Source organism: Vibrio sp. 1557, assembly GCF_033340175.1.
Lineage (GTDB): Bacteria > Pseudomonadota > Gammaproteobacteria > Enterobacterales > Vibrionaceae > Vibrio > Vibrio alginolyticus.
In genome coordinates this window covers 324453-349821 of record NZ_JAWOVZ010000001.1, presented here as the reverse complement: position 1 = coordinate 349821, position 25369 = coordinate 324453, and the positions used below count along the sequence as shown (strand labels likewise).

25 protein-coding genes are annotated in these 25369 nt (G+C 43.9%); 10 read left to right on the top strand and 15 right to left on the bottom strand.

Features of this window, described 5'->3' with window-relative positions:
• Positions 1-26 precede the first annotated feature (26 nt).
• The 5 genes from R7070_RS01695 to R7070_RS01675 all read left to right on the top strand — a co-directional run bounded on the left by R7070_RS01695 (position 27) and on the right by R7070_RS01675 (position 4108).
• Positions 27-335, top strand: a complete 309-nt coding sequence (locus R7070_RS01695; protein WP_005373535.1) for a chaperone NapD — start codon at positions 27-29, stop codon at positions 333-335.
• The gene (napA, locus tag R7070_RS01690; RefSeq protein WP_005389060.1) at positions 332-2821 is read left to right on the top strand and encodes a periplasmic nitrate reductase subunit alpha; all 2490 of its coding nucleotides are present in this window, start codon (positions 332-334) and stop codon (positions 2819-2821) included. Before R7070_RS01695 ends, napA begins: the two co-directional genes overlap by 4 nt.
• Positions 2822-2899: 78 nt before the next feature.
• Positions 2900-3355 carry a nitrate reductase cytochrome c-type subunit gene (locus tag R7070_RS01685; RefSeq protein WP_005389061.1) on the top strand — a complete coding sequence of 152 codons (456 nt, stop codon included), beginning with the start codon at positions 2900-2902 and terminating at the stop codon, positions 3353-3355.
• A gap of 28 nt (positions 3356-3383) precedes the next feature.
• On the top strand, positions 3384-3962 hold the full coding sequence (locus R7070_RS01680) for a NapC/NirT family cytochrome c (RefSeq protein ID WP_005373542.1): 579 nt from the start codon (positions 3384-3386) through the stop codon (positions 3960-3962).
• An 11-nt stretch (positions 3963-3973) separates the two neighbouring features.
• Positions 3974-4108 carry a TIGR02808 family protein gene (locus tag R7070_RS01675; RefSeq protein ID WP_005373546.1) on the top strand — a complete coding sequence of 45 codons (135 nt, stop codon included), beginning with the start codon at positions 3974-3976 and terminating at the stop codon, positions 4106-4108.
• A 170-nt stretch (positions 4109-4278) separates the two neighbouring features.
• Here the strand turns inward: R7070_RS01675 and phaC are convergent, their stop codons facing one another.
• The 4 genes from phaC to R7070_RS01655 all read right to left on the bottom strand — a co-directional run bounded on the left by phaC (position 4279) and on the right by R7070_RS01655 (position 8474).
• Positions 4279-6054, bottom strand: a complete 1776-nt coding sequence (phaC, locus tag R7070_RS01670; protein ID WP_205461078.1) for a class I poly(R)-hydroxyalkanoic acid synthase — start codon at positions 6052-6054, stop codon at positions 4279-4281.
• Between the two features lie 66 nt (positions 6055-6120).
• Positions 6121-6468, bottom strand: a complete 348-nt coding sequence (locus R7070_RS01665; RefSeq protein ID WP_005373550.1) for a phasin family protein — start codon at positions 6466-6468, stop codon at positions 6121-6123.
• Between the two features lie 44 nt (positions 6469-6512).
• Positions 6513-7721, bottom strand: a complete 1209-nt coding sequence (locus R7070_RS01660; protein WP_053349411.1) for an acetyl-CoA C-acetyltransferase — start codon at positions 7719-7721, stop codon at positions 6513-6515.
• 12 nt (positions 7722-7733) lie between these two features.
• Positions 7734-8474 carry an SDR family oxidoreductase gene (locus R7070_RS01655; protein WP_005373555.1) on the bottom strand — a complete coding sequence of 247 codons (741 nt, stop codon included), beginning with the start codon at positions 8472-8474 and terminating at the stop codon, positions 7734-7736.
• A 739-nt stretch (positions 8475-9213) separates the two neighbouring features.
• Between R7070_RS01655 and R7070_RS01650 the strand changes: the two genes are divergently transcribed.
• Both R7070_RS01650 and R7070_RS01645 read left to right on the top strand, forming a co-directional pair.
• Positions 9214-9834, top strand: coding sequence for a LysE family translocator (locus tag R7070_RS01650; RefSeq protein WP_021035942.1), 621 nt, complete (start codon positions 9214-9216; stop codon positions 9832-9834).
• A gap of 15 nt (positions 9835-9849) precedes the next feature.
• Positions 9850-10116, top strand: a complete 267-nt coding sequence (locus tag R7070_RS01645; protein ID WP_005373566.1) for a hypothetical protein — start codon at positions 9850-9852, stop codon at positions 10114-10116.
• Between the two features lie 58 nt (positions 10117-10174).
• On the opposite strand, the gene secF is transcribed toward R7070_RS01645, so the two are convergent.
• From secF to R7070_RS01625, 4 genes are all read right to left on the bottom strand, one after another.
• Positions 10175-11077 (bottom strand): protein translocase subunit SecF, encoded by a 903-nt coding sequence (gene secF, locus R7070_RS01640; protein ID WP_005373567.1) that lies wholly within the window; start codon positions 11075-11077, stop codon positions 10175-10177.
• A gap of 2 nt (positions 11078-11079) precedes the next feature.
• A complete protein-coding gene (gene secD, locus R7070_RS01635) occupies positions 11080-12918 on the bottom strand; it encodes a protein translocase subunit SecD (protein ID WP_005373570.1) in 1839 nt (612 codons plus the stop codon).
• 164 nt (positions 12919-13082) lie between these two features.
• A complete protein-coding gene (locus tag R7070_RS01630; protein WP_005373572.1) occupies positions 13083-13562 on the bottom strand; it encodes a hypothetical protein in 480 nt (159 codons plus the stop codon).
• A 168-nt stretch (positions 13563-13730) separates the two neighbouring features.
• Positions 13731-14399: an SH3 domain-containing protein gene (locus R7070_RS01625; RefSeq protein ID WP_318141075.1), complete on the bottom strand. Its 669-nt coding sequence runs from the start codon at positions 14397-14399 to the stop codon at positions 13731-13733.
• A 103-nt stretch (positions 14400-14502) separates the two neighbouring features.
• On the opposite strand from R7070_RS01625, the gene R7070_RS01620 reads away from it, so the two are divergent.
• Positions 14503-15051 (top strand): ATPase, encoded by a 549-nt coding sequence (locus tag R7070_RS01620; RefSeq protein ID WP_256900110.1) that lies wholly within the window; start codon positions 14503-14505, stop codon positions 15049-15051.
• Between the two features lie 516 nt (positions 15052-15567).
• On the opposite strand, the gene R7070_RS01610 is transcribed toward R7070_RS01620, so the two are convergent.
• Positions 15568-16191, bottom strand: coding sequence for a class I SAM-dependent methyltransferase (locus R7070_RS01610; protein ID WP_170893131.1), 624 nt, complete (start codon positions 16189-16191; stop codon positions 15568-15570).
• Positions 16192-16196: 5 nt separating this feature from the next.
• Positions 16197-16652, bottom strand: a complete 456-nt coding sequence (locus R7070_RS01605) for an Lrp/AsnC family transcriptional regulator (protein WP_005373581.1) — start codon at positions 16650-16652, stop codon at positions 16197-16199.
• Positions 16653-16800: 148 nt separating this feature from the next.
• Between R7070_RS01605 and R7070_RS01600 the strand changes: the two genes are divergently transcribed.
• Both R7070_RS01600 and R7070_RS01595 read left to right on the top strand, forming a co-directional pair.
• Complete coding sequence (locus tag R7070_RS01600; RefSeq protein WP_053307237.1) at positions 16801-17727, top strand: DMT family transporter; 927 nt, start codon at positions 16801-16803, stop codon at positions 17725-17727.
• A gap of 94 nt (positions 17728-17821) precedes the next feature.
• Complete coding sequence (locus R7070_RS01595) at positions 17822-18484, top strand: flagellar brake protein (protein WP_213891466.1); 663 nt, start codon at positions 17822-17824, stop codon at positions 18482-18484.
• Positions 18485-18486: 2 nt separating this feature from the next.
• Here R7070_RS01595 and R7070_RS01590 read toward each other — a convergent pair whose 3' ends face one another.
• The 5 genes from R7070_RS01590 to R7070_RS01570 all read right to left on the bottom strand — a co-directional run bounded on the left by R7070_RS01590 (position 18487) and on the right by R7070_RS01570 (position 25064).
• Positions 18487-19524: a DUF2955 domain-containing protein gene (locus R7070_RS01590; RefSeq protein WP_017635179.1), complete on the bottom strand. Its 1038-nt coding sequence runs from the start codon at positions 19522-19524 to the stop codon at positions 18487-18489.
• Between the two features lie 12 nt (positions 19525-19536).
• On the bottom strand, positions 19537-20595 hold the full coding sequence (locus R7070_RS01585; RefSeq protein WP_017635178.1) for an HlyD family secretion protein: 1059 nt from the start codon (positions 20593-20595) through the stop codon (positions 19537-19539).
• Positions 20596-20630: 35 nt separating this feature from the next.
• The gene (slyA, locus tag R7070_RS01580) at positions 20631-21086 is read right to left on the bottom strand and encodes a transcriptional regulator SlyA (protein ID WP_005373589.1); all 456 of its coding nucleotides are present in this window, start codon (positions 21084-21086) and stop codon (positions 20631-20633) included.
• 304 nt (positions 21087-21390) lie between these two features.
• Entirely contained in the window at positions 21391-23967 is a 2577-nt protein-coding gene (gene luxQ / locus R7070_RS01575) for a quorum-sensing autoinducer 2 sensor kinase/phosphatase LuxQ (protein WP_054577765.1), read from the bottom strand.
• On the bottom strand, positions 23967-25064 hold the full coding sequence (locus R7070_RS01570) for an autoinducer 2-binding periplasmic protein LuxP (protein ID WP_005385634.1): 1098 nt from the start codon (positions 25062-25064) through the stop codon (positions 23967-23969). Before R7070_RS01570 ends, luxQ begins: the two co-directional genes overlap by 1 nt.
• Between the last annotated feature and the right edge of the window lie 305 nt (positions 25065-25369).

Genomic DNA, 25369 nt, shown 5'->3' with positions numbered 1-25369 from the left:
GCAATAAAAATAAATGAGAGAGCTATATGTCACTAAATGAAGTGCATATTTCAAGTTTGGTAGTACATGTGCTGCCGGAACATTTGGACGAAATCAAACAAAAGATAGAAGCACACGAAAATGCGGAAATCTATGGTGACAGTCCTGAAGGCAAGATTATCGTCGTACTTGAAACTGAGAACCAAGGTTTCATCACAGACACTATCGATGCCATTAACAATTTACCGAACGTCTTAAGCACGGTATTGGTTTATCACCAAATCGAAACTGGGCTTGAAGAAACGGATGAAGAAGACACTGGAACACAACATTCCCAAATCGAGGGTGAAGTATGAAAATGACAAGACGTGCGTTTGTGAAAGCAAACGCGGCTGCATCAGCTGCTGCTGTCGCAGGTGTGACACTACCAGCATCTGCAGCCAACCTGATAGCAAGCTCTGATCAAACCAAAATCACATGGGACAAAGCACCTTGTCGTTTCTGTGGTACAGGCTGTTCTGTTCTTGTTGGCACTCAAAACGGCAAAGTGGTAGCAACACAGGGTGACCCAGAAGCACCAGTAAACAAAGGTCTGAACTGTATCAAAGGTTACTTCCTTTCTAAGATCATGTACGGTCAAGACCGTCTAACTCAACCGATGCTACGAATGAAAGATGGCAAATTCCACAAAGATGGTGAATTTACACCTATCTCTTGGGATGACGCTTTCGACATCATGGCTGAGAAATGGAAAGCTTCCCTCGAGAAAAAAGGCCCAACAAGCGTAGGTATGTTTGGCTCAGGCCAATGGACAGTAATGGAAGGCTACGCTGCATCAAAGTTAATGAAAGCAGGCTTCCGATCAAACAACATTGATCCAAACGCTCGTCACTGTATGGCTTCTGCCGTTGTAGGTTTCATGCGCGCATTCGGTATCGATGAGCCAATGGGTTGTTACGATGACTTCGAGAACGCAGACGCTTTCGTTCTTTGGGGCTCAAACATGGCAGAGATGCACCCGGTTCTATGGACTCGCATTACTGACCGCCGCCTAAGCCACCCTCACGTTAAAGTGAACGTGCTTTCTACTTACTACCATCGTTCATTTGAGTTGGCAGACCACGGCTACATTTTCAATCCTCAGTCTGACCTTGCAATTGCTAACTTCATCGCAAACTACATCATCGAAAACGATGCAGTAAACTGGGACTTCGTGAACAAACACACGAACTTCACTCAAGCAGACACTGACATCGGCTACGGTCTACGTGACGATGATCCGCTACAAAAAGCAGCGAAGAACCCGAACTCTGGCAAACTCACTTCTATCTCATTCGAAGAGTACAAGAAATCAGTAGCGCCATACACAGTAGAGAAAGCATCTGAAATCTCTGGTGTTGAGAAAGAGAAGCTTATCGAGCTTGCGAAGCAATACGCGGATCCAAACACGAAAGTGATGTCTCTATGGACAATGGGCATGAACCAGCATACTCGTGGTGTATGGATGAATAACTTGGTTTACAACATCCACCTACTAACCGGTAAGATCTCGACTCCGGGGAACAGCCCATTCTCACTAACGGGCCAACCATCAGCATGTGGTACCGCTCGTGAGGTTGGTACGTTTGCTCACCGCCTACCAGCGGACATGGTGGTTGCTAACCCTAAACACCGTAAGATTGCAGAAGACATCTGGAAACTGCCAGAAGGTACGATTCCACCAAAACCTGGCTTCCACGCCGTATTGCAAGACCGTATGCTGAATGACGGCGTTCTGAACTGTTACTGGGTTCAATGTAACAACAATATGCAAGCCGGTCCAAACATCAACACAGAACGTCTTCCAGGTTACCGCAACCCAGAAAACTTCATCGTTGTGTCTGACCCATACCCGACAGCAACAGCACAAGCAGCAGACCTTATTCTTCCTACCGCAATGTGGATTGAAAAAGAAGGTGCTTACGGTAACGCAGAGCGTCGTACCCAAGCTTGGTACCAACAAGTGGGCACAGTCGGTCAAGCAAAATCGGACCTTTGGCAACTAATGGAGTTCTCGAAACGCTTCAAAATGGAAGAAGTGTGGCCTGAAGAGCTTCTAGCGAAAGCGCCTCAATACCGTGGTAAAACAATGTACGACGTACTTTACCGCAATGGTAACGTCGACAAATTCCCTATCGAAGAAGCTCGTGAACTGAATGACGATGCTCACCACTTCGGTTTCTATGTTCAAAAAGGTCTGTTTGAGGAATACGCAACATTTGGTCGTGGTCACGGTCATGATTTGGCTCCATACGACCGCTACCACCAAGTACGTGGTCTACGTTGGCCTGTTGTTGATGGTAAGGAAACACAGTGGCGCTTTAAAGAAGGTTCAGACCCATACGCGAAAGAAGGTTCTGGTTGGGACTTCTACGGCAATGCTGATGGCAAAGCGAAGATCATTTCCGCGCCATACGAAGCGCCACCAGAAGTACCGAACGATGAATTTGATATGTGGTTATGTACTGGTCGTGTTCTTGAGCATTGGCACACAGGCACCATGACTCGTCGTGTACCTGAATTATACAAAGCAGTACCAGACGCAGTGTGTTACATGCACCCAGAAGACGCAAAAGCACGCAATGTTCGTCGTGGTGAAGAAGTACTCATGGCAAACAAACGCGGTGAAGTACGCGTTCGTGTTGAAACTCGCGGTCGTAACCGTCCGCCAAAAGGCTTGGTATTCGTACCGTTCTTTGATGCACGTATTTTGATTAACAAGCTTATCCTAGATGCGACTGATCCACTGTCTAAACAGACAGACTTTAAGAAGTGCCCAGTCAAAATCACTAAGATTGCTTAACCTTCAGATACTGAATGCTACGGCCGTCATTATGGCGGCCTAATAAAGAATTTAAGCCATAAAGGCGGAGATGAAATGATGAAAAAATTACTTGTCGCAGTTTTATCTGTAGGTGCGTTAGTGACAGGCATTGCGCAAGCTGAGTTGGATAATCCAGGTGGTATTGGTGGTCTAGAATCTTTACGTGGAATGTCTCAATTGGAAGATACGCGTCCAGCAGACGAGTTCAAAGACTTCCCTAAAGATCAAATTGTTGAAGACAGCTATGTTTATCAACCACCGTTGATCCCACACAGCATTCGTCACTACGAAATTTCGTTAAATGCTAACAAGTGTCTTGCATGCCATAGCTGGAAAAATGCAAAAGAGTCAGGTGCGACTAAAATTAGCGTAACGCACTATGTAAACAGAGAAGATGCGGTACTGGCAGATATGTCTCCTCGTCGTTACTTCTGTTTGCAATGTCACGTTCCACAAACGGATGCAAAACCACTAGTGGAAAACGAGTTTAAGGCAGTCGATTCGCTTCAGTAATTGAAACGCGAGTACTAAGAGGTTACTTATGAAAATACTTAAAGCGTTTTGGAAGAGACTGTCGAGCCCGAGTAAAGCTGCCGCTGGTGTGGTTTTATTTCTAGGCTTCGCTGGTGGCCTTCTATTTTGGGGCGCATTCAACACAGGTATGGAAGCAACCAACACAGAAGAATTCTGTTCTGGCTGTCACGCGCCGATCGTTGCTGAAATTCAAGAAACAATTCACTACTCCAACCGATCTGGTGTTCGTGCGATTTGTTCAGACTGTCACGTTCCTCATGAATGGACGGATAAGATCGTTCGTAAAGTACAGGCATCTAAAGAGCTATTTGCACACTTCGTAACGAAGACGATCGATACGCCAGAGAAGTTCCAAGAGCGTCGTGGACACCTCGCAGAACGAGAGTGGGCACGTATGAAAAAGAATGACTCTCTTGAATGTCGTAACTGTCATGAGTTTGATTTCATGGATTACTCTCAGCAAGGATCACGTGCGGCAGAACAGCACTCCACCGCTCTAGCTTCAGGCGAGAAAACATGTGTAGACTGTCACAAAGGTATTGCGCACAAACTACCAGACATGAGCGGCGTTGAAGGCTGGCACTAAGGAGACTTACCATGAGTACATTAGAATCTGTAATTTGGCATATCCTTGGCTACAGTGCTATGCCAGTGATTATTCTTTCCGGCTTTGTGGCGGTAGCAGCAATCTCTCTCTGGCTGCTGTCATTTGGTAAGGATAAAGAGGTGTAACGTAACGCATCTCTACTCCTCAACTAGCCTATTTGTTGACACTGAGCGCCGAGCAAATGCTCGGCGCTTTTTATTTATTAATCAATGGTACTTGCCAACAATAAACAAGCAATCATACATAAAAAAAGCGACCATAAAGGCCGCTAAGATTTACTGTTATAGGGAGTCGTTTAAGATTCTTTTACTGGCAGAACCTGTTTGACGTATTGTCCTGGCGCCTCATCAATAACCGGATGGTTTTCTGAGCCAATAGGGAAAGGCTCAACTTGCTCTTTAGGGTTGAATTGGAGTAACCACTCGTTCCAGTGTGTCCACCACGATCCCTCTTTGTGTTCCGCGTTATTCAACCACTCATCAGCAGAGTCATCCAAATTATCGTTCAACCAATAACCATACTTATTTTTAGCTGGAGGGTTCACGATGCCCGCAATATGACCAGACTCACCGAGGACAAACGTTTTGTTACCACCCGTGTTCAGCGCACCACGGTAAGTTCCCTGCCATAACGCAATGTGGTCTTCTTTCGTTGACACAAAATAGCTAGGAATTTTGATCTTATTTAGATCAATCCATACTCCACCAATTTTGACGCCTTTATCTTGCACTAGCTTGTTCTCTAAATAGAGCTCGCGAAGCAAGAAATTGTGAGATGCAGCGCTGACGTTGGTGCTATCGCTATTCCAGTACAACAAGTCGAAATCAACCGGACTGTTACCCTTCAAGTAATTGTCGACGTAGTAGTTCCAGTACAAGCTGTTTTCACGCAGTAAACTAAACGTCACGCTTAAGGAACGGCCGTCCATATACCCTTTTGCGTTATTTTGCGCTTCAATTGCACTAACAATGGTGTCATTGATATACGCGCCGACTTCACCTGGTTGAGAGAAGTCGAGCAACGTGGTGAAGAAAGTGGCAGACTTAATGCGCTTCTTCATACGTTTTGCAGCGTAGTAGGCAACCGTGCTTGCTAAAACAGTACCACCGATACAATAACCAGCAGCATTGATTTGCTCTTGTCCTGTTATATCTTCAATTACAGCGACGGCTTTCACTACGCCTTCTGTCACGTAGTCACCAAACTCTATGTGCGCTTGTGCCTTGCCTGGATTGCGCCAAGACATCATAAATACACTATGCCCCTGCTCTAACAACCATCGAACCATTGAGTTCTTTGCTGTTAAATCAAGGATGTAGTATTTATTGATGAAAGGTGGGACGATGAGCAGCGGCGTCGCATTCACTTTCTCTGTTAGAGGTCGATATTGAATCAACTCAAACAATTCGTTTTGAAAAACCACATTGCCCTGTGTCGTCGCAACGTCATCGCCCACGCGGAATGCATTGTTATTCGTCATACGAATTTTTAAAATGTCTGCGCTCGACTCAACGTCTTCTTTCAACTGCTCTAAGCCTGCCAGTAAGTTTTGACCGTTTTGCTCAAGTGTCAGCTTCAAAAGCTCTGGGTTAGTGGCGATGAAGTTGGAAGGAGAAAGGGCGTTAATGGCTTGGCGAGAGAAAAAAATAATACGTTCTTTCGTCTTTTCATCTAAGCCTTCCAAAGACTCGATGGTGTCCAGATAGGTCTTACTAAATAAAAGGTAGGATTGTTTGATGAAGCTATACATGGCTTCATTTTGCCACGCTGCGTTTGAGAAACGCTTATCCCCTTTTTCAGCTTCGACGATTTGTGCTTGGTTCCCTGCCAATGAAACATTCTGCCAAATTTGCAGCTGCTGTTCCCACCACTGTGCTTGCAGCTTTAAAATCGCAGCAGGCTGATTCGCAGCTTGTTCGAACAGTTTGGCAGTATCCTCAAAGTTCACTTCTTGCATGGCCTTGTTTAAAGGAGAGTTCACGACTGCCTTGTTCACTTCGAAATCATGCCACCACTGATGATTGGTTTCCTGAAGCTTCACAAGATAGTCCGAAAAGAAGTGTTGAAACATAGTCTTACTCCTATATTCGGATAAAACAACGCCGCCCAAATCTAGGGGCGGCGAGAATCGGACAAATTACGCTGGAGTAACAGTCTTTAGATTTTCCGAAGTCATTTTCTCAACGTCTTCTTTGAACTCTTTTGCAATCGCTTGAAGCTTGTTGCTGTCATCCATCATTTGTTGAGAAAGTTTAGTAAGTACGCTTAGTTGCTGACTGTTGAAAGCAGTCAATGACGTTACGTCTTTGATTTCTGTCGCTGCTTTCATCTGGTTTAGACCCACTTCACTGTATGTGCGAATGGCGTTCAATTGAAGCTCGGTCAACACTTCTACGTTTTTTGTCACTAGCTTGTTGAACTTCAAGTAAGGTTCTAGATTTTTTTCAGTTTGATCGCTAAATGTTTTGAAGAAATCTGTGTACATGGTTTGTCTCCTAGAGAAAGAATTAAAAATGTCCGTTTAAATAATTACTTAACTGTCTTTACAACCACAGCCGTGCCCATGCCGCCGCCCACACAAAGTGAAGCAACGCCATATTGACCATTTTGCTTATGAAGCTCGTGAACCAGCGTGACTAAGATTCGGTTTCCAGATGCACCAAGCGGGTGTCCTAGCGCGATAGCACCACCGTTAAAGTTCGCTTTATCTTGAATCGCGTTAACTGGAACTTGGTTTGTTTCCGCCAACTGATGAATCACGCCAAGTGCTTGCGCTGCAAATGCTTCGTTTAACTCGTAAACGTCAATGTCATTTACTGTGAGTTCCGCTTTTTCGAGTGCTTTATTGACCGACTCTACAGGGCCTAGGCCCATGATCTTCGGATCAAGACCCGATTGCGCATAGCTTACGATCTCAGCAAGCGGCGTTAATCCATGCGCTTTAACTGCGCTTTCAGACGCCACGATAATCGCACTCGCGCCATCGTTAATGCCTGATGCATTACCCGCAGTCACAGTGCCTTCGCGGTCAAAAGCAGGACGTAGCTTGCTTAAGGCTTCCATTGTCGCGTTCGCTTTTGGGTATTCATCCGTATCAAACATCACGGTTTCACGGCGTTGCTTTACTTCCACTGGCACAATTTCGTCTTGAAATTTGCCAGCTTCGATAGCGGCTACCGCTTTCTGTTGGCTAGACAGTGCGTATTCGTCTTGCTGCTGGCGAGTTAAGCCGATTTGTTTTGCTACGTTTTCTGCCGTCACACCCATGTGATATTGGTTGTAAACATCGGTTAAACCGTCCGCTATGAGCAGATCTTTTAGCTCCAGATTGCCCATTTTGTTGCCATCACGAATGCTGCTTGGTGCAGCAAACGGAATCTGAGACATGACTTCAACACCCGCTGCAACAACGATCTCAGCATCGCCACTACGGATATGGGACACGGCATCCATGACCGTTTTCATGCCACTACCGCAAACCATGTTTACGCCATATGCAGGAACAGATTCAGGAATCCCCGCAAACAGTGCCGCTTGGCGGCCAACACCCATTCCTTGACCTGCACCAACAACGTTGCCAACAATCACTTCGTCAACCTTGTCGCCAGGCAACTTTGCCGCTTCCAACGCGCCCTTAATCGCTACTGCTGCCAGATCGCCAGCAGAAGTATTTTTCAGGCTACCACCAAAAGCACCAATTGGAGTACGCTTCGCCGCTACGATAAATACTTTTTCCATCATCTTCTCTCCTTAGTGCATGTATAAGCCGCCGTTCACCGACAAAGTCTCTCCGGTGATGTAGGCGCCCGCATCGCTGACCAAGAAGCTCACTGATGCTGCAATTTCCTCTGGTGTCGCAAGACGTTTCATTGGAATTTGGTTCGTAATGGATTCCAGCACTTCTGGCTTCATTTGCTCAACCATTGGCGTACCCGTGTAACCCGGAGCGATAACATTAACTGTCACACCCGAGCGAGCACCTTCGTATGCTAAGGCTTTAGAGAAACCGATCATCCCAGCTTTCGCCGCCGAGTAGTTTGCTTGACCAAACTGCCCTTTAAGACCATTGACTGAAGAGATATTGATGACACGACCACCGCCTTTTTCGCACATTGCAGCGAAGAGGGGTTGCGTAACGTTGAATAAACTATTGAGGTTGGTATTGATGACATCATTCCAAGCTTGCGCAGTCATCTTTTTAAACACGCCATCACGTGTGATTCCTGCGTTGTTGACAACAACATCAATGGTTCCCTCCTCCCCAAGCAATTGCGCCAATTTCTCTGCACACTCTGTCGTGTTTGTTACATCCAACTCAAAAAGGCGAACCTGATCTTTGGTAAACCCTTTGCTGTTGAACCACTCCAGCGCACATTCGTAGTTACCTGTGAAATAAGTAGCGATTACACGGTAACCGTCATTGACTAATTGAGAGGAAATAGCAGAACCAATTCCGCCTTTTGATCCAGTGATCAAAGCGACTTTCTTCATTGAAGACTCCATTCTTAACGGCATTTAAAAAGCAAACTTAATACACTGATGAAATAGTTCACCAACTGACGTGTTTATTTATTCTTTTGACAACCAATCCCGTGCTGCCTTTATTTTAAGTTAACCTAGAAATATTACATTTCAAATAAAAAACTCACCCAATTGCATAAGATTGATTTAGATCTCATTACCCGTGAAATGTTATAAAATGGTTAATTTTACATAAGTCATTGTTTTAAATCACACTTCCACAAAAGCCACACCAACAGAAATAGAAACATAATTATTAAATATCATGCACTTACATACAGAATGGTAGACGTTACATTATGTCATGATTTAAGATCTGAATTTTAAGCCTATATGATTACAACAAACTTGAGATTAGAATAATAATTCAATTATCAGTAAAAATAATTATCAAACATATCATTTAATTACTGCATTTAATGATAATTTAGTTATCAATTCGATTATTTTAATACAGTAATGATTAATACCGATAAAATATAATAAATTAAATATATTTAATCTAAAAATGATATAAGAGCTTGTCTCATACTGGTGCAATACGCACTATTATGACGCATAGATTAAAATATAATTTCATTTTAAATTTATATATTCGAAGAACATCAACTAGCTACTAGTGAAAGTAATCGTTCGCTTTGTAGTAGCATCCTTTTCCACTTTGCACTATCTTTGTGGCTTCTCTTTAATCACTAAATCATCAACAGATATGAATCTTGCATTGCTCAGTATGTTCATCCCTACTTTCTTTTTTGTCTCAATCACGCCTGGTATGTGCATGACTCTCGCCCTAACGTTAGGTATGAGTATCGGTTATCGTCGCACGTTATGGATGATGATAGGAGAACTTCTCGGTGTTGCGCTGGTGTCAGTCTCTGCGGTGTTAGGTATCGCTGCGATTATGCTCAATTATCCTTGGATGTTTATCGCGTTAAAGTTCATTGGTGGCGGTTATTTACTCTATCTTGGTGTTGAAATGTGGCGATCGCGAGGGAAACTTGCGATTAATGTCGACAACTTAGAAACACCAAAGAGTGACAATATCGCACTGATCATGCAAGGCTTCGTTACCGCAATCGCAAACCCAAAAGGCTGGGCATTTATGATTTCTCTTTTACCGCCTTTTATAGACCAAAACGCAGCGCTTGCACCGCAACTGATCATACTTGTCTCCATTATTTTACTGTTTGAGTTCATTTGCATGTCTCTGTACGCTACTGGTGGTAAAGGGTTGAAACACGTATTAGGTCAGTCTAAGAATGTACGTCTAATGAACCGTATCGCAGGCACTTTAATGATGGGAGTTGGTGTCTGGTTGCTACTAAGCTAAGGCAAACTGGAAACAATGAAAAATATTCTGAATAAAATCGCTAAAGTCATGGGTGAAGTATTGGACTTTCAAGCCCGAGTTTGGGTTGTGAACGTCTATAGCGGTGAGCATAAAGGCGAGTCTTATGTCGTTAATGAAGATGCTTTCTCTGTACCTCTTCAGTGGATGAAGAAGAAAGGCTACCAAGAGCCAATGTTGAATAAAGTCGAAGCAATGAAGCGCTCACAAGTCTTAGAGTTCGATTTGGGACTTGTGAAACATCGCTTGATGCGCGTGAAATAAGCACAAAAAAGCGCCACTCAAGATGAGTGGCGCAAGCACTTTTACCTTAAAAATAATGCTACGGCGCAGCGTCGATCTCAACTGGAAGATAATGTTTCGGCTCCAGTTTCAACCACTCAGGCAGCACAGTACCAATCGAAATCGAAGACCATGTCCCCGACAGAACGCCAATAAACATGGCGGTTGAGAAACCAGCCAAAGGCGCTCCTCCCATAATCCATAATGCACCAACAGTGATCAATGTCGTACCAGATGTCACCATAGTGCGTGAAAACGTCGCGATAACAGCTTGGTCATTGATGTCTTCTGTTTTCCAACTCTGTTTCGCAATCAACAGCTCACGGATTCGGTCTGCAATGATGATCGAGTCATTCAATGAGTAACCTAAAATCGCCAGCACAGCAGCAAAAACGGTTAAGTTGAACTCCATTTGAGTAATTGCAAAGAAACCAAGCACTAAGATCACATCATGGGCCAAAGCAAACAGTGAACCACTGGCCAAACGCCACTCAAAACGGAAACACAAGTAACCGAGAATACTCAACACACAAATCAACAATGCTAAGCCACCTTGTTCAAACAAGTCTTGGCCAACTTGAGCGCCAACTATACTGTTGCTGACAACATCAACTTGGTGAGAGATTGGCTTCAACACCTCTTCTACACTTGGCAACGTTTGTCCATCTTCCGGCGCAGAGTAACGAATCACCCAACGGCCATCTTCACCAGAGCGTGTCACTGACGCAGATTCACCAAGCTTTGGTTGCAGAACGTCAAGCAGATCATGGTTAGTTAGCTGCTTATCTACCTTTACTTCTGTCACCATACCGCCAGTGAAGTCCAAACCTAGGTTCAACCCTTTAAAGCCTAGAGCGACGATCGCGATCACCGTTAAAATGATGGAAACTAGCGTAGTAAAGTAGCGAATTTTACGAATATTTTGTTTTAGCATTTCGACCATGATTAAACCCTCACATCACGACGGGCATCGCGGCCCCAAATTAAATTGATCATTGCTCGAGAGGCAAATACGCCTGTAAACATACTGGTTAACAAACCTAATCCGAGTGTTAAGGCAAAGCCTTGGATTGGGCCATTACCGATGGCGTACAAAATCACGGCGGTGATCATGGTAGTAATGTTGGCATCAAGGATGGTCGAGAATGCGCTGTCAAAGCCTAGATCAATTGCTTGAGCGAAGCTGCGGCCTTCACGCATTTTGTCCTTAATACGTTCGAAAATAATAACGTTGGTGTCCACTGCCATACCGACGGTTAACACTAAGCCTGCAATGCCAGGAAGCGTTAACACAGCGCCTGGTAACAAAGCAATTAGGCCAAGCAAACAAAGCATGTTGGCACAAAGCGCCACGTTCGCTACCCAACCTAAGCGGCGGTACCAAAGTGCCATAAAGGTCAGTGTTAAACCCATACCTAAAGCCAGTGCTGCAAAACCGTTTTCAATGTTTTCTGCACCCAGAGAAGCACCGATTGTTCGCTCTTCCACAATAGTAACCGGCGCAGTTAGTGAGCCCGCGCGAAGCAATAGCGCTAACTGCTGCGCATCGTCCATGCTACCTGCTCCGGTAATACGGAACTGGCTACCAAGTTGAGATTGAATAGTCGCGACGCTGATAACGCGCTCACTACGCTCGGTTACACCGCGATCGTTTGTTTTGTACTCTCGGTAAACGGTCGCCATTGGCTTGCCGATGTGAGTTGCTGAGAAGTCGCTCATTTTCTTACCACCAGCGTGGTCAAGAGAAATATTTACTTCTGACATACCCATTTTGTCGACACCAGCACGAGCGTTTACGATGTGCTCACCCGTTAGGACTGGTCGTTTTGCCAAAATCACCGTACGACCGTCATTGTCTTGAAGAACAAGATCTTGGCTGCTGTGTGCTTGGCTCGCATCTTTCACTTCATAAAACGCCAAGCTTGCTGTTGCACCAATAACGTTTTTCGCTTGAGCAGGATCTTGTACACCAGGGAGTTCAATTCGAATGCTCTCTTTACCTTGGCGTTGCACTAGTGCTTCTGTGATACCAAGTTCTTCAATACGACCACGCATGATCTTCAGGTTTTGTTGAAGAGTCGACGATTGAAATTCTTGGATATTTTGTTCACTCGGTTCAAGCACAAAGCCACGAGATGAACTTTTTGAAATCCAGCCAGGGTAATTTTGACGCAAGAACTTGTTCACTTCCGACAATGCTTGCTCGCTGTCACTGTTTACCGTAATTCGGTTGCCGCTTTCTGCTCGAACTTGCACACCACGGACACGTTGATCACGTAAATTCGCTTTGATTTCATCAATCAACGCATCACGTTGCTCTTCAAACGCTTTATTCACATCAACATTCAACAAGAACTGAACGCCACCACGAAGGTCAAGACCGAGTTTAATTGGGCTAAAGCCCATCTCATTCAACCATTCTGGCGCAACCGATACGTATGAGAAAGTGATGCTGTCGTCTTTATTTAGCTCTTTGTTTAACAACGCACGAGCTTTACTTTGCGCATCTTCACCATCGAATACAATGGTTGTTTTGCCGTCTTTTTCGATGATTTTGTCGGCTGAAATATGGTTGGTTTTTAGCAGTTGATTCAGATGAACAACCGACATTTCGCTGTTGTTTTGATCCGCAAACGTCAACTGGATAGAAGGCTGTTCACCAAACCAAGTTGGTATAGCACTTAGGGTTAAAATAATGACTGTCGTGATTAATACGACATATTTCCAAGCTGAGTAGTGATTCATCAGCTTTCTGTTCTTTTGCTGCTTTGGTGTTTTTTTCATGTAAACATCATCCCTTCACAATGAAGTGAAGCTTTTAATAACAAGGCTTAACACACGACAGATGCTCCCAGAATAAATTCAGGGTATGAAATGCTCAGAACGCTCACGTCCTGTCGAATACAATCGTCGTGCTAAGAGTGCACAATGGTGCAAATAGATGGTGTTTAGGCAGAAAACTGACTATTGAGTGCGACGTACATGGCATTGGTCTCTTTCCAACCAGAAATGCGATGATCGCTTGTGAAATGATAAAATGTGGACTGGTTGTGACGCCAGTTAATGTCCATCAAGCTGTATGCGTAACCCGCATCAGCGTAAAACGGAGTAGTGAGATCGCCGACAAAATCTACGTGCTCGTCATCAAGCCCTTCCCGTAAGTAAGACGTCCAGCGCTGAGAGTTAAACAAAGCAACGGAATCGAGACTTGCATGGCCTTCAGATACTGGAGATTGAGAGCTTTCTTCTGAAACTTCAGAAAAATCGACGGAAGAGTTTGGCGATACACTTACGGCTACAAAAGGTTGTAGCTTAGAAAAGTGCGGTACGTGAGCCTTGTGGTCGATTTGCGCAGCAGATACATGCACTGGTAGCAATACCATTGCAAATAGCAGCAAAATCAACTTTCTAAGGTAAATCCAAGGCATAGGAACTCACTAAAAACACAAAGAGCCAAGTTAGGTCACTTGACTCGTTGATAGTATTCCTATTGATTATGGTTCACAACTAAAAAGTTATAAATCTCTGATTTCAGGTTTGCATCGTTATTGCATTTATCAAAACGTCTTTAGAGAACGAGTGTAATTGGTGGTGAGTTATCGATAAAAAATATCGCCCTTATCAACATCTAAGTAGATCTTATTCTCTTGCTCCAAACCGCCACAATAGATGAAGTAAACGTTGCGCTTTTTGAACGTCACAGAACGCACCCAACCCCCGAGCTCCTCAAAATCACTCGGATCACAGGTTTCATCGTCTAACAATTGCTGTGTTTTCTTACGGAAAATATCCAAGTGAACTTTTAAATCATCCGACTTCTGTAGGTATTCATCCAATATCTCTAAGCGCTCTTGCTCTTTAATAACTTGCTCTGCATCCGATAACCCTTCAGCATTCAACCATTCGGCTTTTTCTTCTCCACCCTCTTCATAGACAAGATAGCCGGAGATTCGGTACCACCCATCTACTTTTTCTAACACCGATACTTTTTCTCCCTTATAGAGCGTATCGACAACTAAAGCATTAAGGTTAGGCTTGTTGTAAACATTGACACGACGCTCAATAACGTAGTACTCGGTAACTTCCGGGGGAGCGGCTTCTAAATCCAGAATCGGTTTGGATGTTTCTTTTTGCAGTGACGATTGCTCGACTTGTGTAGCCTTTGGTGCTTCAGGTTCATCTTTCTGCATAAAGAAGAAATAGTATCCAGCCCCCGCTCCGCCGAGCAACAGCATGACAATCAATGCGACGAGAATTTTCTTCATGCCCTTTTCCTTTTCATTCTTTATTCTTATCCCACTAGCAGCACGCATGTCGTAGAAATTTGGGTATATACTCAAAAGAGCAGGTCAACTAACGCGAGCAATAATGGTCAACAGACTCAATTGGATACTACTATTTCTTCTGTTCCCGATAACGGGGCACGCCAATATTCAATGTAACCCATCGTCGTGGAATGACAATCTTACCCAATTCAATCGTTTAGAGTCCAATTACAATCAGCATGTTGAGGTATTCAATACACTTTTAACCGAACATAAACAGCGTCAGTTATTGTCCGAAACCTTTTCACTGCATGAGCTCGTGCTACTTTGGCGTGCCAAGTCGAACCAAAATGTGTTCAAAGCGCAATTAAAAGCATCGATTCAATACAAAGAAGAGCTCACAACTAAAGCGAATCAGCTGCTTAAATTGAGCACACAATCCCAATGGTCAGCAAATGGGTGGGAGATACTGGCCCAAAAGTGCCGCGAGTCAAACAAAATAGCCAATCAAATAACCGCGGAATGGTATAACACCAACGCTTTGGAACTTGCTGAAGATTACAAGAGCCTCTCTTCACAATATCAAACTCTGTCACAAGTCTATGATAAAGAAGCTCGAGCACTCCAATACGCTCAAGATGTTTCGAAGTAAAAACAGAGCCAGTTTTGAATAGACGATGTTGGTTTTTCACTCCAATATTGGACGTTATTCGTGCTTTTTATCTTTCCTTAGTCGTGAATAATATCAAATGTAAATAATGGGATTGTTCCCTTTGACAAACTTGACTAAACCATGACCAAGACAATCAATTTATAGAGACATACGTCACATTAATGCTTTACTTATGGACATTTTTTGGTTAGTTTAGCCATTAATAAAAAGTCACATTTGGCTGGAGATGATGCTACAAACATGGTTATCAATCGATTAAGTAACAGGGAATGTCCTAATGCTACCAAAGCCAAGTTTTTGTCAGTAGTTAGGCACGTAAAAGAGTTCGGTTCAATCAGTGATTTGGATCTTTGTAAAATCTTCGGAGAAACAATATGGAGTGATGGGAGGGAATACCATTCAGCCGCTTTCTCATTCAAGGTTGATAGATACACAGGTAACTGTGAAATCTCACAATACAAAAACCAATAAGGCTTAAGAATTTATAAGGCGGAGTCAGGAAACGGACTCCTCTTTTTTGATCATGGCAATCGTAAAGTCGTGCTCGGAGTACCCCTCAATCAATCGTGTATTCGGACACAGCAACCGACAATAGCGAAAGACACCTTCTTTATTGTGCGACGCTAACATTTTCATGCTGGGTAGTTTGGATTCATCCAACAAGTTAAACACACAACCTTTCTCTGTCGCTCGGTACATTTTATCAATCATTTCAATGGTATGATTTGGGTTGGTGGATTGATAGTTCAATGATCCGGAAGCAAAAACAAAGTCGCAACGAGGCAATACCAACGTTGAAAAGTCGCCACATATAAACTTACTTTGCGTACGAAAATCTCGTTTTCTGGCTTCAGAGATAAACTGTTTTTGCTGATCAATGCCAATATAGCTTTGAGGAAGCCCCCCCGTAAGTTCGATAAACGCTAACAAGTCTCCGTAGCCGCACCCAATATCTAAAATACTTGAACCGTCTAACGTTAACCCTCGGCACAACGCCTCAAAACGGCTGATCTGACTATACTTATCTGCCCATCCCAGAGTTCGGGCTCTGTCTTTACCAAACTGTCTATATCGCTTTCGATGATAGTGGGCAATCTTAAGTCTATCGAAAAATTTCATCTTTCTTATGCATAAATCGGTAAACTGCCATTTCCTTTCACTTGTCTAATCGCCAGGTGGGTATGAATATCTTTCACATTTTCTAATCGCTGTAACTTTCTAGTAAATGTTTCATAACCAGCGAGATCTTTACTGACCACCTCTAACAGGTAATCATAGGCCCCTGATACGACATGGCATGAGATCACTTCATCCATCTCAACAACGGCATGTTCAAACTCATCAATCGAAGAAGCTTGGTGGTTATTTAAACTCACTTCAACAAATACAGTCATCGCGATGCCTACAGTGTCTCTGGACACAATAGCTCGATAACCACTTATTACACCTTCCTGCTCCAAACGCTTAATGCGTCTTGCACAAGGTGATGCCGATAGCCCTACTTGGTCAGCAAGTTCTGCCGTTGTCAGAGTGGCATCCTTCTGCATTAGGTTGATAAGTTGCCTGTCAATTTTATCCATTTATTCTTCCGTGCCTTTAATCACCAACAATTAACACTTATACGCAATTTATCACCAACATCAAGCCTAATTACGTCAAACTTTGCCTCCCTTTGGCAAGAGTTTTATTCAACAATTAACACATCATTTACAAATGGACATGTCGATAATGATCTTGGGATACGCAGCTATATTAACGACCTTACTGCTTTGGTCTGGTTTCTTTATTTCTTTAAAAGGGGGCGCAATTTCTGCCTTGCAGCCAGCCGATATCGCGTTAGTTCGCTTTCTAATCCCAAGTATAATTTTATTACCATTTGTGATTAAGCATAAACAGTCGCTGCGCGTAGTGCCTAAACGCTACCTGGTTGGTGTTGTGGTTGGAAGCGGCCTTCCCTATCTTCTGGTCGTCGGAACGGCTATGCATTTCGCTCCCGTGGCGCACGGCAGTGCATTAGTACCTGGCACTTTGCCATTGTTTGTTTCTGCTATCGCGGTACTTTGTTATCAACAGTCGCTGAGTGCTCACCGCTTAATCGGGCTTTCTACGGTGCTGTTAGGGATTTTCGTATTCCTTCTTTCTAATAGCGGCGCAGAGTACAACTGGTCTCAATTACAAGGGCATATCCTGTTTCTAACTGGCAGCATCATGTGGGCTGCTTTCACCATCAGCGCTCGTGTCGCCAATCTTAATGCACACGTCTGTGCAGGATTCGTTGCAATCGCGTCTTTGGCTCTGCTCATCATCGCCGTTGGTTTCGGGTGGGTAGACAGTTATTTGGTGGTAACACCGTTCAGCCAGTGGCCATGGGAGGAGTTATTTGGCCACGCGATGCTACAAGGTGTTGGCGCAGGTTTAATCGCTTCTTTCACTTTCATTTATGCAATTAGGATCATCGGTGCCGAAGCCAGCGCTGCTTTTGGTTCATTAACTCCAGTCGTCGCGACACTTCTTGCCGTTCCAATTTTTGGTGAACAACCAGATTCTCTCACTTGGTTAGCGCTGATGTTGGTCACATGCGGCAGTATTGTGGCAAGCCAAATCTTTATGAAAGGTGGAATGAACCAAACTTATCGCCCACCACTTCACAGATAGCGATGATTTTACAAAAACTTATGCCTTACTATCTTGAATAACAAAATGGCGTTTTGATAGCCTCAGCTTAACTAAAAATTAAAACGCCAATGTGATGCCAGCCACTCATAGTAAAGATGAACTGCATAGGTTTCTCAAACCGGGAATGAAACTTTCTACTAATTTCGAATTTGGGCCTAAGGATCAATATACGTATTCCACCACCTATCTTGGGATGAAAGAAAATGCTTATTTGATTCTTGATATACCAATGCGTTTGCTTGAAGAGCAAGTGATGAGGAAACTCCCCAACGCCGATGTCATCGTGCGTGGTGTATCAGATACGGAGTTAGGCCATGTCATTGCGTTTAAGTCCAGCGTACTGACGACGACCGTTCGACCATCCCCCCTTTTGTTTATCCGCATTCCAGGAACATTTGCAACCAAACCAGTTCGAGAACATGAGCGTTACAAGTTGCAAATGGACTGTAACGTTATTCATGCAGGGAATGTCTACGACGGTAGCCTTATCGATTTCTCTCTAGCAGGTGTTGGTATATCAACCTGGATTGAGCCCGAATTCAACGTGGGTGAGAGTGTTACCATCGAATGCCCGTTAAGCCACTATATCGGAGAAGAAAATCGATGTGTCATTGCCAACATTAAGAAATTGGCGAAGGGATGGGTAGTTGGAATTAAGTTTGCTAGTTCCATTGAGATGACTCACGAACTAAAAACAGAGTTACTGGAGCAATCCTTTCTAACCAGTAACGTCTGAACTTACTGCTCGCTAAAGCGCGTCGCCTCAAAGCTGTTGAGTATTCTGTGAACCGTATAGGTCACAAGCAGCGTCGCAACAATAGCAAACAAAATACTGCTCACGCGATACAGCGCACTGAACATTAAGTCACCATCCGGAGTAAGATATTGGCCGAACAAAATGCCTAATGTGGTTAAGCCGCCAAATCCGGCTCCCGAACCGCTAGACTCTTTCACGTGCATATAGCTGAACATCATAGCCCCAATCCAAAGCAATGGGACGATAAACAATAAGGTATCCGACCAATCGTATAATACAAGTTGTCCGACGATACCAAAGGTCACCCCCATCAAGGTCCCCATTGCTCTTTTTCGCGCATACCCTAAAGCACCGTTCCAATGCATAGGAAACAATAAAAGTAAGGTTGTCGCCTGAGCAGACATAGAGTCACTGAGGTCAAATAGCTGGAATACAAGGAAAGACATTGTAGCGATACTCGCCCCCATAAGGGCTTCATGACGCATGCGATGACTCTGTTTAGGCTGCGACGGTTTCGCTGGTGGCTGACGAGGTTCCGCATCGGGAATCAAAAATGTCACCACATAAGCAACGATAACTGAAATAACATTCGCTTGCAGATTGCTAAAGATTAGGTCATTTAAGTCAGTGGTTGGATAACTCGCAAAGTGCAGCATGATGCTTAAGCTCAGTACGCTGTTCGCTCCAAATAAGAATAAGCTCCCTTTTGACATACAGGCGAATTTATACAGGAACAACCCGAATGCAATGATTGTCATCATGCCTGGGTGCCCACCAAATAACCCACCAAGCACACCAACTTCTAATCCACACACAACCGCTGAAAAAATCAGTTGTCGTGCGGCATGTAGACTCATGACTGGCACCATTCCAAGTAACAGCATCGGGGTTACAGTAAAGAATACGCCATAGTTCCAACCAAATACTTTACATAAAGTGAAACCAATGGTCGCACCAGTTGCAATGCGCAAACACTGACGGAAGTCGTTTTCCGACATGGGGTGGTCCCATAACTTCATATCGCCTCCTCGTTAATAAATATAATGAAGAAGACTCAAGAATTGGATCTGGCACCTCGCTAACCAACCAGATAATGAGTTTTCTGGCAACAACTGCACGGTTGCTCGTGCCCCTGCTGGAAATGCGCGCTGCTGAGGTTCATCGATAGCTAAATGTAAACGTAAGCGCTGCGCGTCTCTCACCCAACGGTTTGAGTCAGTTGGTGTTGCTAAGCGACCGTCCGCATCGAATTGACCTGAGCTGACCCCGGCATCCACACTCGTAATACGAGCTTCAAATACATCACCAGGTAAGCTATCAAAAGCCACTAACGCACGGCTGTTCTGATTAAAGTGTCGTAAACTCTTTTCACGAAAGTCGGCAATGATATCCACGTCATCGGAGACTAAAGCGACAAGAGGTGTACCAGCTGCCGCATAGGCCCCCGTCTCCAGCTGCAAGTTAGCGACAACGCCATCATGTTCCGCCGAGACTTGAGTGTAAGACAGATTAAGTTCCGCTTGTTTTAGCTGGTTTTGCGCCACGCGGATATTCACATTCGTTGCGCCTAAATCACCGCGGTTTACTTCCAACTCTTTTAAACGAGCACGTGCGGCCAGTAAGTTCGCTTTAGCTGCCGTTGCACTGCTCTGTGCGTCATCACGCTGCTGTTGCGAAGTACCATTACGGTGAAACAGAGTATTAAGACGTTTCGCTTCGCGAACTTTTTGTTCCGCCACGATTTTGCTCGCTTCAACGTCTGCTTTTGCCGCCGCAATAGAAGCATCAAGTTGTTCGTTGTTTTGAATCACACGCTCAAGGTTAAGTTGAGCCTTTTCTACGGCGAGCTGATAAGGCTGGGGATCAATCTGAAATAGTAGATCGCCTTGGCTTATTTCTTGGTTGTTGGCAACATAAAGATGTGTAATCTGCCCACTCACACGGGGGGCCACTTTAGTTACCACACGCGTTGCCATTGCCTGAGGAGTCAACGGCATGGCGAGATCTGCAACTAGAAAATAGGCAAAGACAAGGACAAACGCGACGCAAGAATATTTGATCCAACGTGCGAATTTTTGATCTGGAGTCATAGGCGTTTACTTCTCTTTTTATTCGGTTTTCTGACTTATTCGCTAAGTGAATCAAGCGCATTGTGAGCAATCTGATCAAGAATCAATGAAAGCTGCTGAAGTTCCTGGTCGTTGATGTCCGTTAGGAGCTTGCTTCGAACTTGAAGAATCCGAGCCTCCATTTGCTTTAGTAGGGTTTTCCCCTCTTCTGTGAGGCTAACAATACGTGCTCGCTTATCATGTTCACAGCAATGGCGAGTGATCAGAGATTGCTCTTCTAATAATTTTAATGTTCGCATCAACGACGCTAACTCGATCTCAAGCGCTTCAGCCAAATGCTTCTGACTGATGTTGTCACCCATTCGATAAAGCTTCCATAACGCAGTCCAACGCGGATACGTTAGGTTTAAAGGCTCTAACTCGCGATCTGCAACCATTTTCCATAAACGAGCAACACGAGATAATTTTTCAGCCAGAGAAAGGTCTCGCAAACTGTTGATGTCTTGAATCATAAGATCTACTCAATTACTTAGCGTGCTAAGCAATATAAAATAGTTAGCACGCTAAGTAAATATCTTTTTGTGATTGAAATCACGTTGGGTGTGTCAGTGAAGGGGCAGAAATCTAAGTAATACAACACTATGTTTGAATTTGAAATGCTGCGATGTACACAACAAACGTCGAGACCAATAAAGTCTGAAAAGTCTGATTTGTATAAGAGTAAAAGGGGCAGATACAAAAAAGCACAACCCACAGTCATGGTGTTGTGCTTTTCAGATAATGAGTAATTGGGTTATCCCGTAGTGAGCCAATTCCTTATGTTCGCTCAACTAAGAACCGCTGCTTAAAATCCACAAATGCTTCATGGAGCGCATTTTCTTTAATCGGCTTGAGAAGCACGTAATTCGCACCCGATTCCATAAAGGCGTCACTGGTTTCTTTCGCGGTGTCAGCAGTACACGCATAAATTGGCGTGCCTAGTTTTAGCTTTTGTCGGATCTCTTTGGTCGTTTCAATTCCACCAAGATGCGGAAGCTGGTTGTCCATCAGTATCAAATCGTAAGTATGATCTTTTAAGAATTCCATTGCTTCTAACCCATCTTTCGCCCAATCAACCTGCATTTTGTACTTGTTACAAAACGCTTTTAGAATGAATGCGTTAGTATGGTTATCCTCTACCAACAACACTTTGAGACTCTCTGCAAATAGTTCATCTGGCTTAACTCGCAAACTCGAATCAAGAGGGGTGAGTACTCGCTCACGATCTTTCACTGGCATTGTAATGACAAAAGTCGTTCCTAAACCTTTCTGACTGCGGACTTGAACATCACCTTCCAGCATGTCGACGAGGCTCTTCACAATGGTCAGCCCTAAGCCACTGCCACCGTATTCTCGAGTCGTTGTTGCTTCTTCTTGAACAAAAGGTTCGAACATTTGGTCGAGTTTGTCAGACTCGATGCCGATACCTGTATCCGTAATTTCCACGACCAGCACACTATTGTCAGCGCCATAGAACTGCTCAAGTTCAGCATGCAAGCGCACGCTACCCGAGGGCGTAAACTTCACAGAATTACTGACTAGGTTGAATAAAATTTGGTTCAGACGAACTTGGTCAGTAAAGATTTCAACATTGGGATCTATTTTGTTTTCAATGACAAGGTTGACGCCTTTACTTTCACAAATAGGACGATAAATGTTTTCTAACGTTCGAATTGTATCAGTGAAAGAAAACGGGTGCTTTTGGATATTAAACTTACCCTGCTCAATCTTCGAAAAGTCCAAAATATCATTCAAAACAGCAAGTAAGTGCTCACCACTATGTCGAAGTACGTCAATTTGGTTATTCTGCTCTTCTGTTTCCACAGAGTCTTTTAGCAATTGAGCAACCCCTAAAATTCCATTGATTGGCGTTCGGATCTCATGGCTCATTTTAGCCAGAAAGTCGGCACGGGCTTGAGCAGATTTCTCTGCTTCTTTGCGCGCCAAGTTACTCTGTTTTTCCGCCTCAATTAGCGTGGTTATATCCTGACCTTGAACAATAATACCGCTAATATCTCCATCAACTCGAATCGGCGATAAGTTCCAGCGATATACTTTGTCTCCAATTGGCACATTAACGCCTGTCAACGTAGCTCCCTGAGCCGCCATGCGAAGGTGTGGCATCAACTTTTCTTTGAAACCTTTGAACACTGGGTGCATGGTTTCAACATCGTTTTCCATGACTAACTCTTTGCGTGCTGCCGGATTGATTTGGACAAGCACACCCGATTCAGACCACACCATGATAGGAGATAACGCAAAGTTAAACAGGTCGCGGAAAGAGCGCTTTTGTGCTTCAAGCTCTTCAAAAGTGTTTTCTAGTGTCGAACCAATATGATCGAATTCCTCAATATCTGACCCCTCAAAACGCTCAAATCCTTTTTCTTCACGAGCCGAGCGAGTATATGCCATCAGGGATCCTAACTCTTCAACTACTCGATTCTCGATCCATTCTTTAGTCATCAGCGCAATCATGACCATACCGATAACTGAGGCTAGCATTGCTAGCAGGTGTTGGATTTGCAATGTCACCACGCTCTGATTGTCTTGCACAGTAAGCAAGCACAAGTCAGTCTCGGCGGCATTTACCTCAATAGGGGTTTTGATGATCAATAATTGGTCAAGCTTGTGCTGGGACTCTCGTCGTTTGAGTACGTCAAATATTTGATAAGCCTCATCTCCTACTAATGAGCTTGCCAATGGTGTGTTGTTAGCGACCAACACAACATTGTCGACGTTGCCTTCATTTTTTAACCTTTCCATCAACCCAAAGTTATTATCTAAAACAACAACATTGTAAGAGTACCCCATCACTTCACCGGTTTTAGGTTGTAAAACGGGTACACGACGAAGTAAAAGATGGCGAGTTCCCATCGGGGTCTGTGAGGGTAGATAATACCAGTTGTTGCTAAAGGTCACTTGACTGGCAAGTCGGCTAAGTATCAGGTTGTTGATGCCATAGAAATGCGCGTTGCCATCGTCCCAAATAATACCTTGATGATCGGTTAGGAAACGAAACTCCGGTGTATGGGAAGGATCACTCTGGTCAATACTCATGAAAAAGTAATTGAGTGCCTCTTCATCACGTTCTGTATAAAAATCCAATACAACATCACTTTTCGAATTGCTGTTGTGATGAATCTGAATCGCTGCAAAATGGCTATCAAAAATGTTCAGGATCAGGGCAGAGGTCTGCTGCTTGGTTCGGTCGACTTCCTGCCAAATAATCTGCTTCGAGAAGTAATAACTCTGAACAAAGATGCCTAGAATGATCGGAGCAAGTACGAGAATAATTATTTTGGTAATAAGCGTCGACAGTGAGCGACGCTTTCTTATTTTTGATGTAGTTGTCATCAATTATCTGAGTATCTAAATGCACGTTTTCTTAATGCTTCAATTCTTTCTGGAGAGTCCGATTTGGTAACGACTTCAAAATCACCAGAGTAAACAGTGGGAACAGGCTTTCCTTCTAAATCCCACTTAATGGCCTCAGCCATTGCAATACCTGTATCATCGTTCATACGCATAACGGTAACGTCTAACTCCCCTTTAGAAAGCGCCTCTAACTCTGCTGAACCGCCGCCCCAACCATTGATCATGACATCATCACGACCTAACTCTTTAAGAGCGTCAACAGCACCTAATGCTACATCGGTAGAACACGCGTAAATGAAGTCAACGTCCGGATACTTCTCCAAACTGGCTTTTGCAGCTTCATACCCAGATTGCTTTGTTGCTTTGGTGTAGTAAGCAGATTGTAGTTCAAATTGATTATCGCGGTTCACTTGGTTGATAAAAGTGTTGCCTCTGATGTCACTAATGTAGCCCTCTGAGAAGTAGAGAACACTATAGTGGCTATGTTTAGGGAAACGCTTGCCAAACTCAACGGCCAATTCACGACTTCCTTCTGCGTGGTCGAAACCAACATAAAGAAACGGCTGATGATGTTCCCAATCCCTAACAGGTGTGGTGATATTTTGTAAAATTAACTTGGTTTTCTTTGAATCTAAGACATGCTCAACAAACTTACGATGTCTTGTGGTATCTAGAGTAAAGATCAAGTAATCGGAGTTGCTTTTCAGCGCCTCCATTAAAGACAAACTTTGCTGCTTTATATCTGCATTAGGACGAGTAAACACCTGATTTAGTTGATAGTCGATATCAAGCTTATCTAGGCGTTTTTCAAACGCATCGATGTTTCGAATCCAATAATCAGAGATCTGCTGCCCTGGATAAACAACAGAAATTTTCAGTGGACGCTTCTTGTCTTTTGCTACGGGTACAGGGGTTTCTCTTACCACTTCAGCCAACGCACTAGTTAGCTGCTTCTGTTGTGGAAACTGGTCTAAAAACTCTTGATATGCCCAATACCCATTAAGAACTTGGGTGGCCTGCACATTCGGCGCAAAAGCGGCCATTGAAATCAGGGAGAATACTAACGCTTTTTTCATCTACTGCTCTTTTAGCTTTTTTATGAGCCTAATTCAGCTCTATTCATTACCTAGCCGAGTCATCCTATACTCTTGTAATCTACCTTCCTCTTAGTGCCTGTTTCAATAGTAAATTGGTTCTTGGTCTGAGTGGATGCAAATAAAGTACATTGAGTCGCTTCCTTTGTCTCGATGACGTAGAGACATTTCGCGCTTTTCATACTCAGGACCTGTAAACAGAACACCAGCCCATTATGCGTCAGTTTATTCCTACATGGTACTCCAAAAACAAAAAGAAACCGCCAATGTGACATAGGCGGTTTCCG

Bases quoted from the DNA above. Each gene is read 5' to 3' on its own strand.
- R7070_RS01620 (WP_256900110.1), top strand. From the start codon at position 14,503: ATGGTCAACAGACTCAATTGGATACTACTATTTCTTCTGTTCCCGATA.
- R7070_RS01675 (WP_005373546.1), top strand. From the start codon at position 3,974: ATGAGTACATTAGAATCTGTAATTTGGCATATCCTTGGCTACAGTGCT.
- secF (WP_005373567.1), bottom strand. From the start codon at position 11,077: ATGGTCGAAATGCTAAAACAAAATATTCGTAAAATTCGCTACTTTACT.
- R7070_RS01625 (WP_318141075.1), bottom strand. From the start codon at position 14,399: ATGAAGAAAATTCTCGTCGCATTGATTGTCATGCTGTTGCTCGGCGGA.
- secD (WP_005373570.1), bottom strand. From the start codon at position 12,918: ATGAAAAAAACACCAAAGCAGCAAAAGAACAGAAAGCTGATGAATCAC.
- R7070_RS01570 (WP_005385634.1), bottom strand. From the start codon at position 25,064: ATGAAAAAAGCGTTAGTATTCTCCCTGATTTCAATGGCCGCTTTTGCG.
- R7070_RS01605 (WP_005373581.1), bottom strand. From the start codon at position 16,652: ATGGATAAAATTGACAGGCAACTTATCAACCTAATGCAGAAGGATGCC.
- R7070_RS01645 (WP_005373566.1), top strand. From the start codon at position 9,850: ATGAAAAATATTCTGAATAAAATCGCTAAAGTCATGGGTGAAGTATTG.
- R7070_RS01595 (WP_213891466.1), top strand. From the start codon at position 17,822: ATGCCAGCCACTCATAGTAAAGATGAACTGCATAGGTTTCTCAAACCG.
- R7070_RS01600 (WP_053307237.1), top strand. From the start codon at position 16,801: ATGATCTTGGGATACGCAGCTATATTAACGACCTTACTGCTTTGGTCT.
- R7070_RS01610 (WP_170893131.1), bottom strand. From the start codon at position 16,191: ATGAAATTTTTCGATAGACTTAAGATTGCCCACTATCATCGAAAGCGA.
- luxQ (WP_054577765.1), bottom strand. From the start codon at position 23,967: ATGACAACTACATCAAAAATAAGAAAGCGTCGCTCACTGTCGACGCTT.
- R7070_RS01680 (WP_005373542.1), top strand. From the start codon at position 3,384: ATGAAAATACTTAAAGCGTTTTGGAAGAGACTGTCGAGCCCGAGTAAA.
- R7070_RS01590 (WP_017635179.1), bottom strand. From the start codon at position 19,524: ATGAAGTTATGGGACCACCCCATGTCGGAAAACGACTTCCGTCAGTGT.
- napA (WP_005389060.1), top strand. From the start codon at position 332: ATGAAAATGACAAGACGTGCGTTTGTGAAAGCAAACGCGGCTGCATCA.
- R7070_RS01650 (WP_021035942.1), top strand. From the start codon at position 9,214: ATGAATCTTGCATTGCTCAGTATGTTCATCCCTACTTTCTTTTTTGTC.
- R7070_RS01655 (WP_005373555.1), bottom strand. From the start codon at position 8,474: ATGAAGAAAGTCGCTTTGATCACTGGATCAAAAGGCGGAATTGGTTCT.
- R7070_RS01585 (WP_017635178.1), bottom strand. From the start codon at position 20,595: ATGACTCCAGATCAAAAATTCGCACGTTGGATCAAATATTCTTGCGTC.
- slyA (WP_005373589.1), bottom strand. From the start codon at position 21,086: ATGATTCAAGACATCAACAGTTTGCGAGACCTTTCTCTGGCTGAAAAA.
- R7070_RS01685 (WP_005389061.1), top strand. From the start codon at position 2,900: ATGAAAAAATTACTTGTCGCAGTTTTATCTGTAGGTGCGTTAGTGACA.
- R7070_RS01695 (WP_005373535.1), top strand. From the start codon at position 27: ATGTCACTAAATGAAGTGCATATTTCAAGTTTGGTAGTACATGTGCTG.
- R7070_RS01660 (WP_053349411.1), bottom strand. From the start codon at position 7,721: ATGGAAAAAGTATTTATCGTAGCGGCGAAGCGTACTCCAATTGGTGCT.
- R7070_RS01665 (WP_005373550.1), bottom strand. From the start codon at position 6,468: ATGTACACAGATTTCTTCAAAACATTTAGCGATCAAACTGAAAAAAAT.
- R7070_RS01630 (WP_005373572.1), bottom strand. From the start codon at position 13,562: ATGCCTTGGATTTACCTTAGAAAGTTGATTTTGCTGCTATTTGCAATG.
- phaC (WP_205461078.1), bottom strand. From the start codon at position 6,054: ATGTTTCAACACTTCTTTTCGGACTATCTTGTGAAGCTTCAGGAAACC.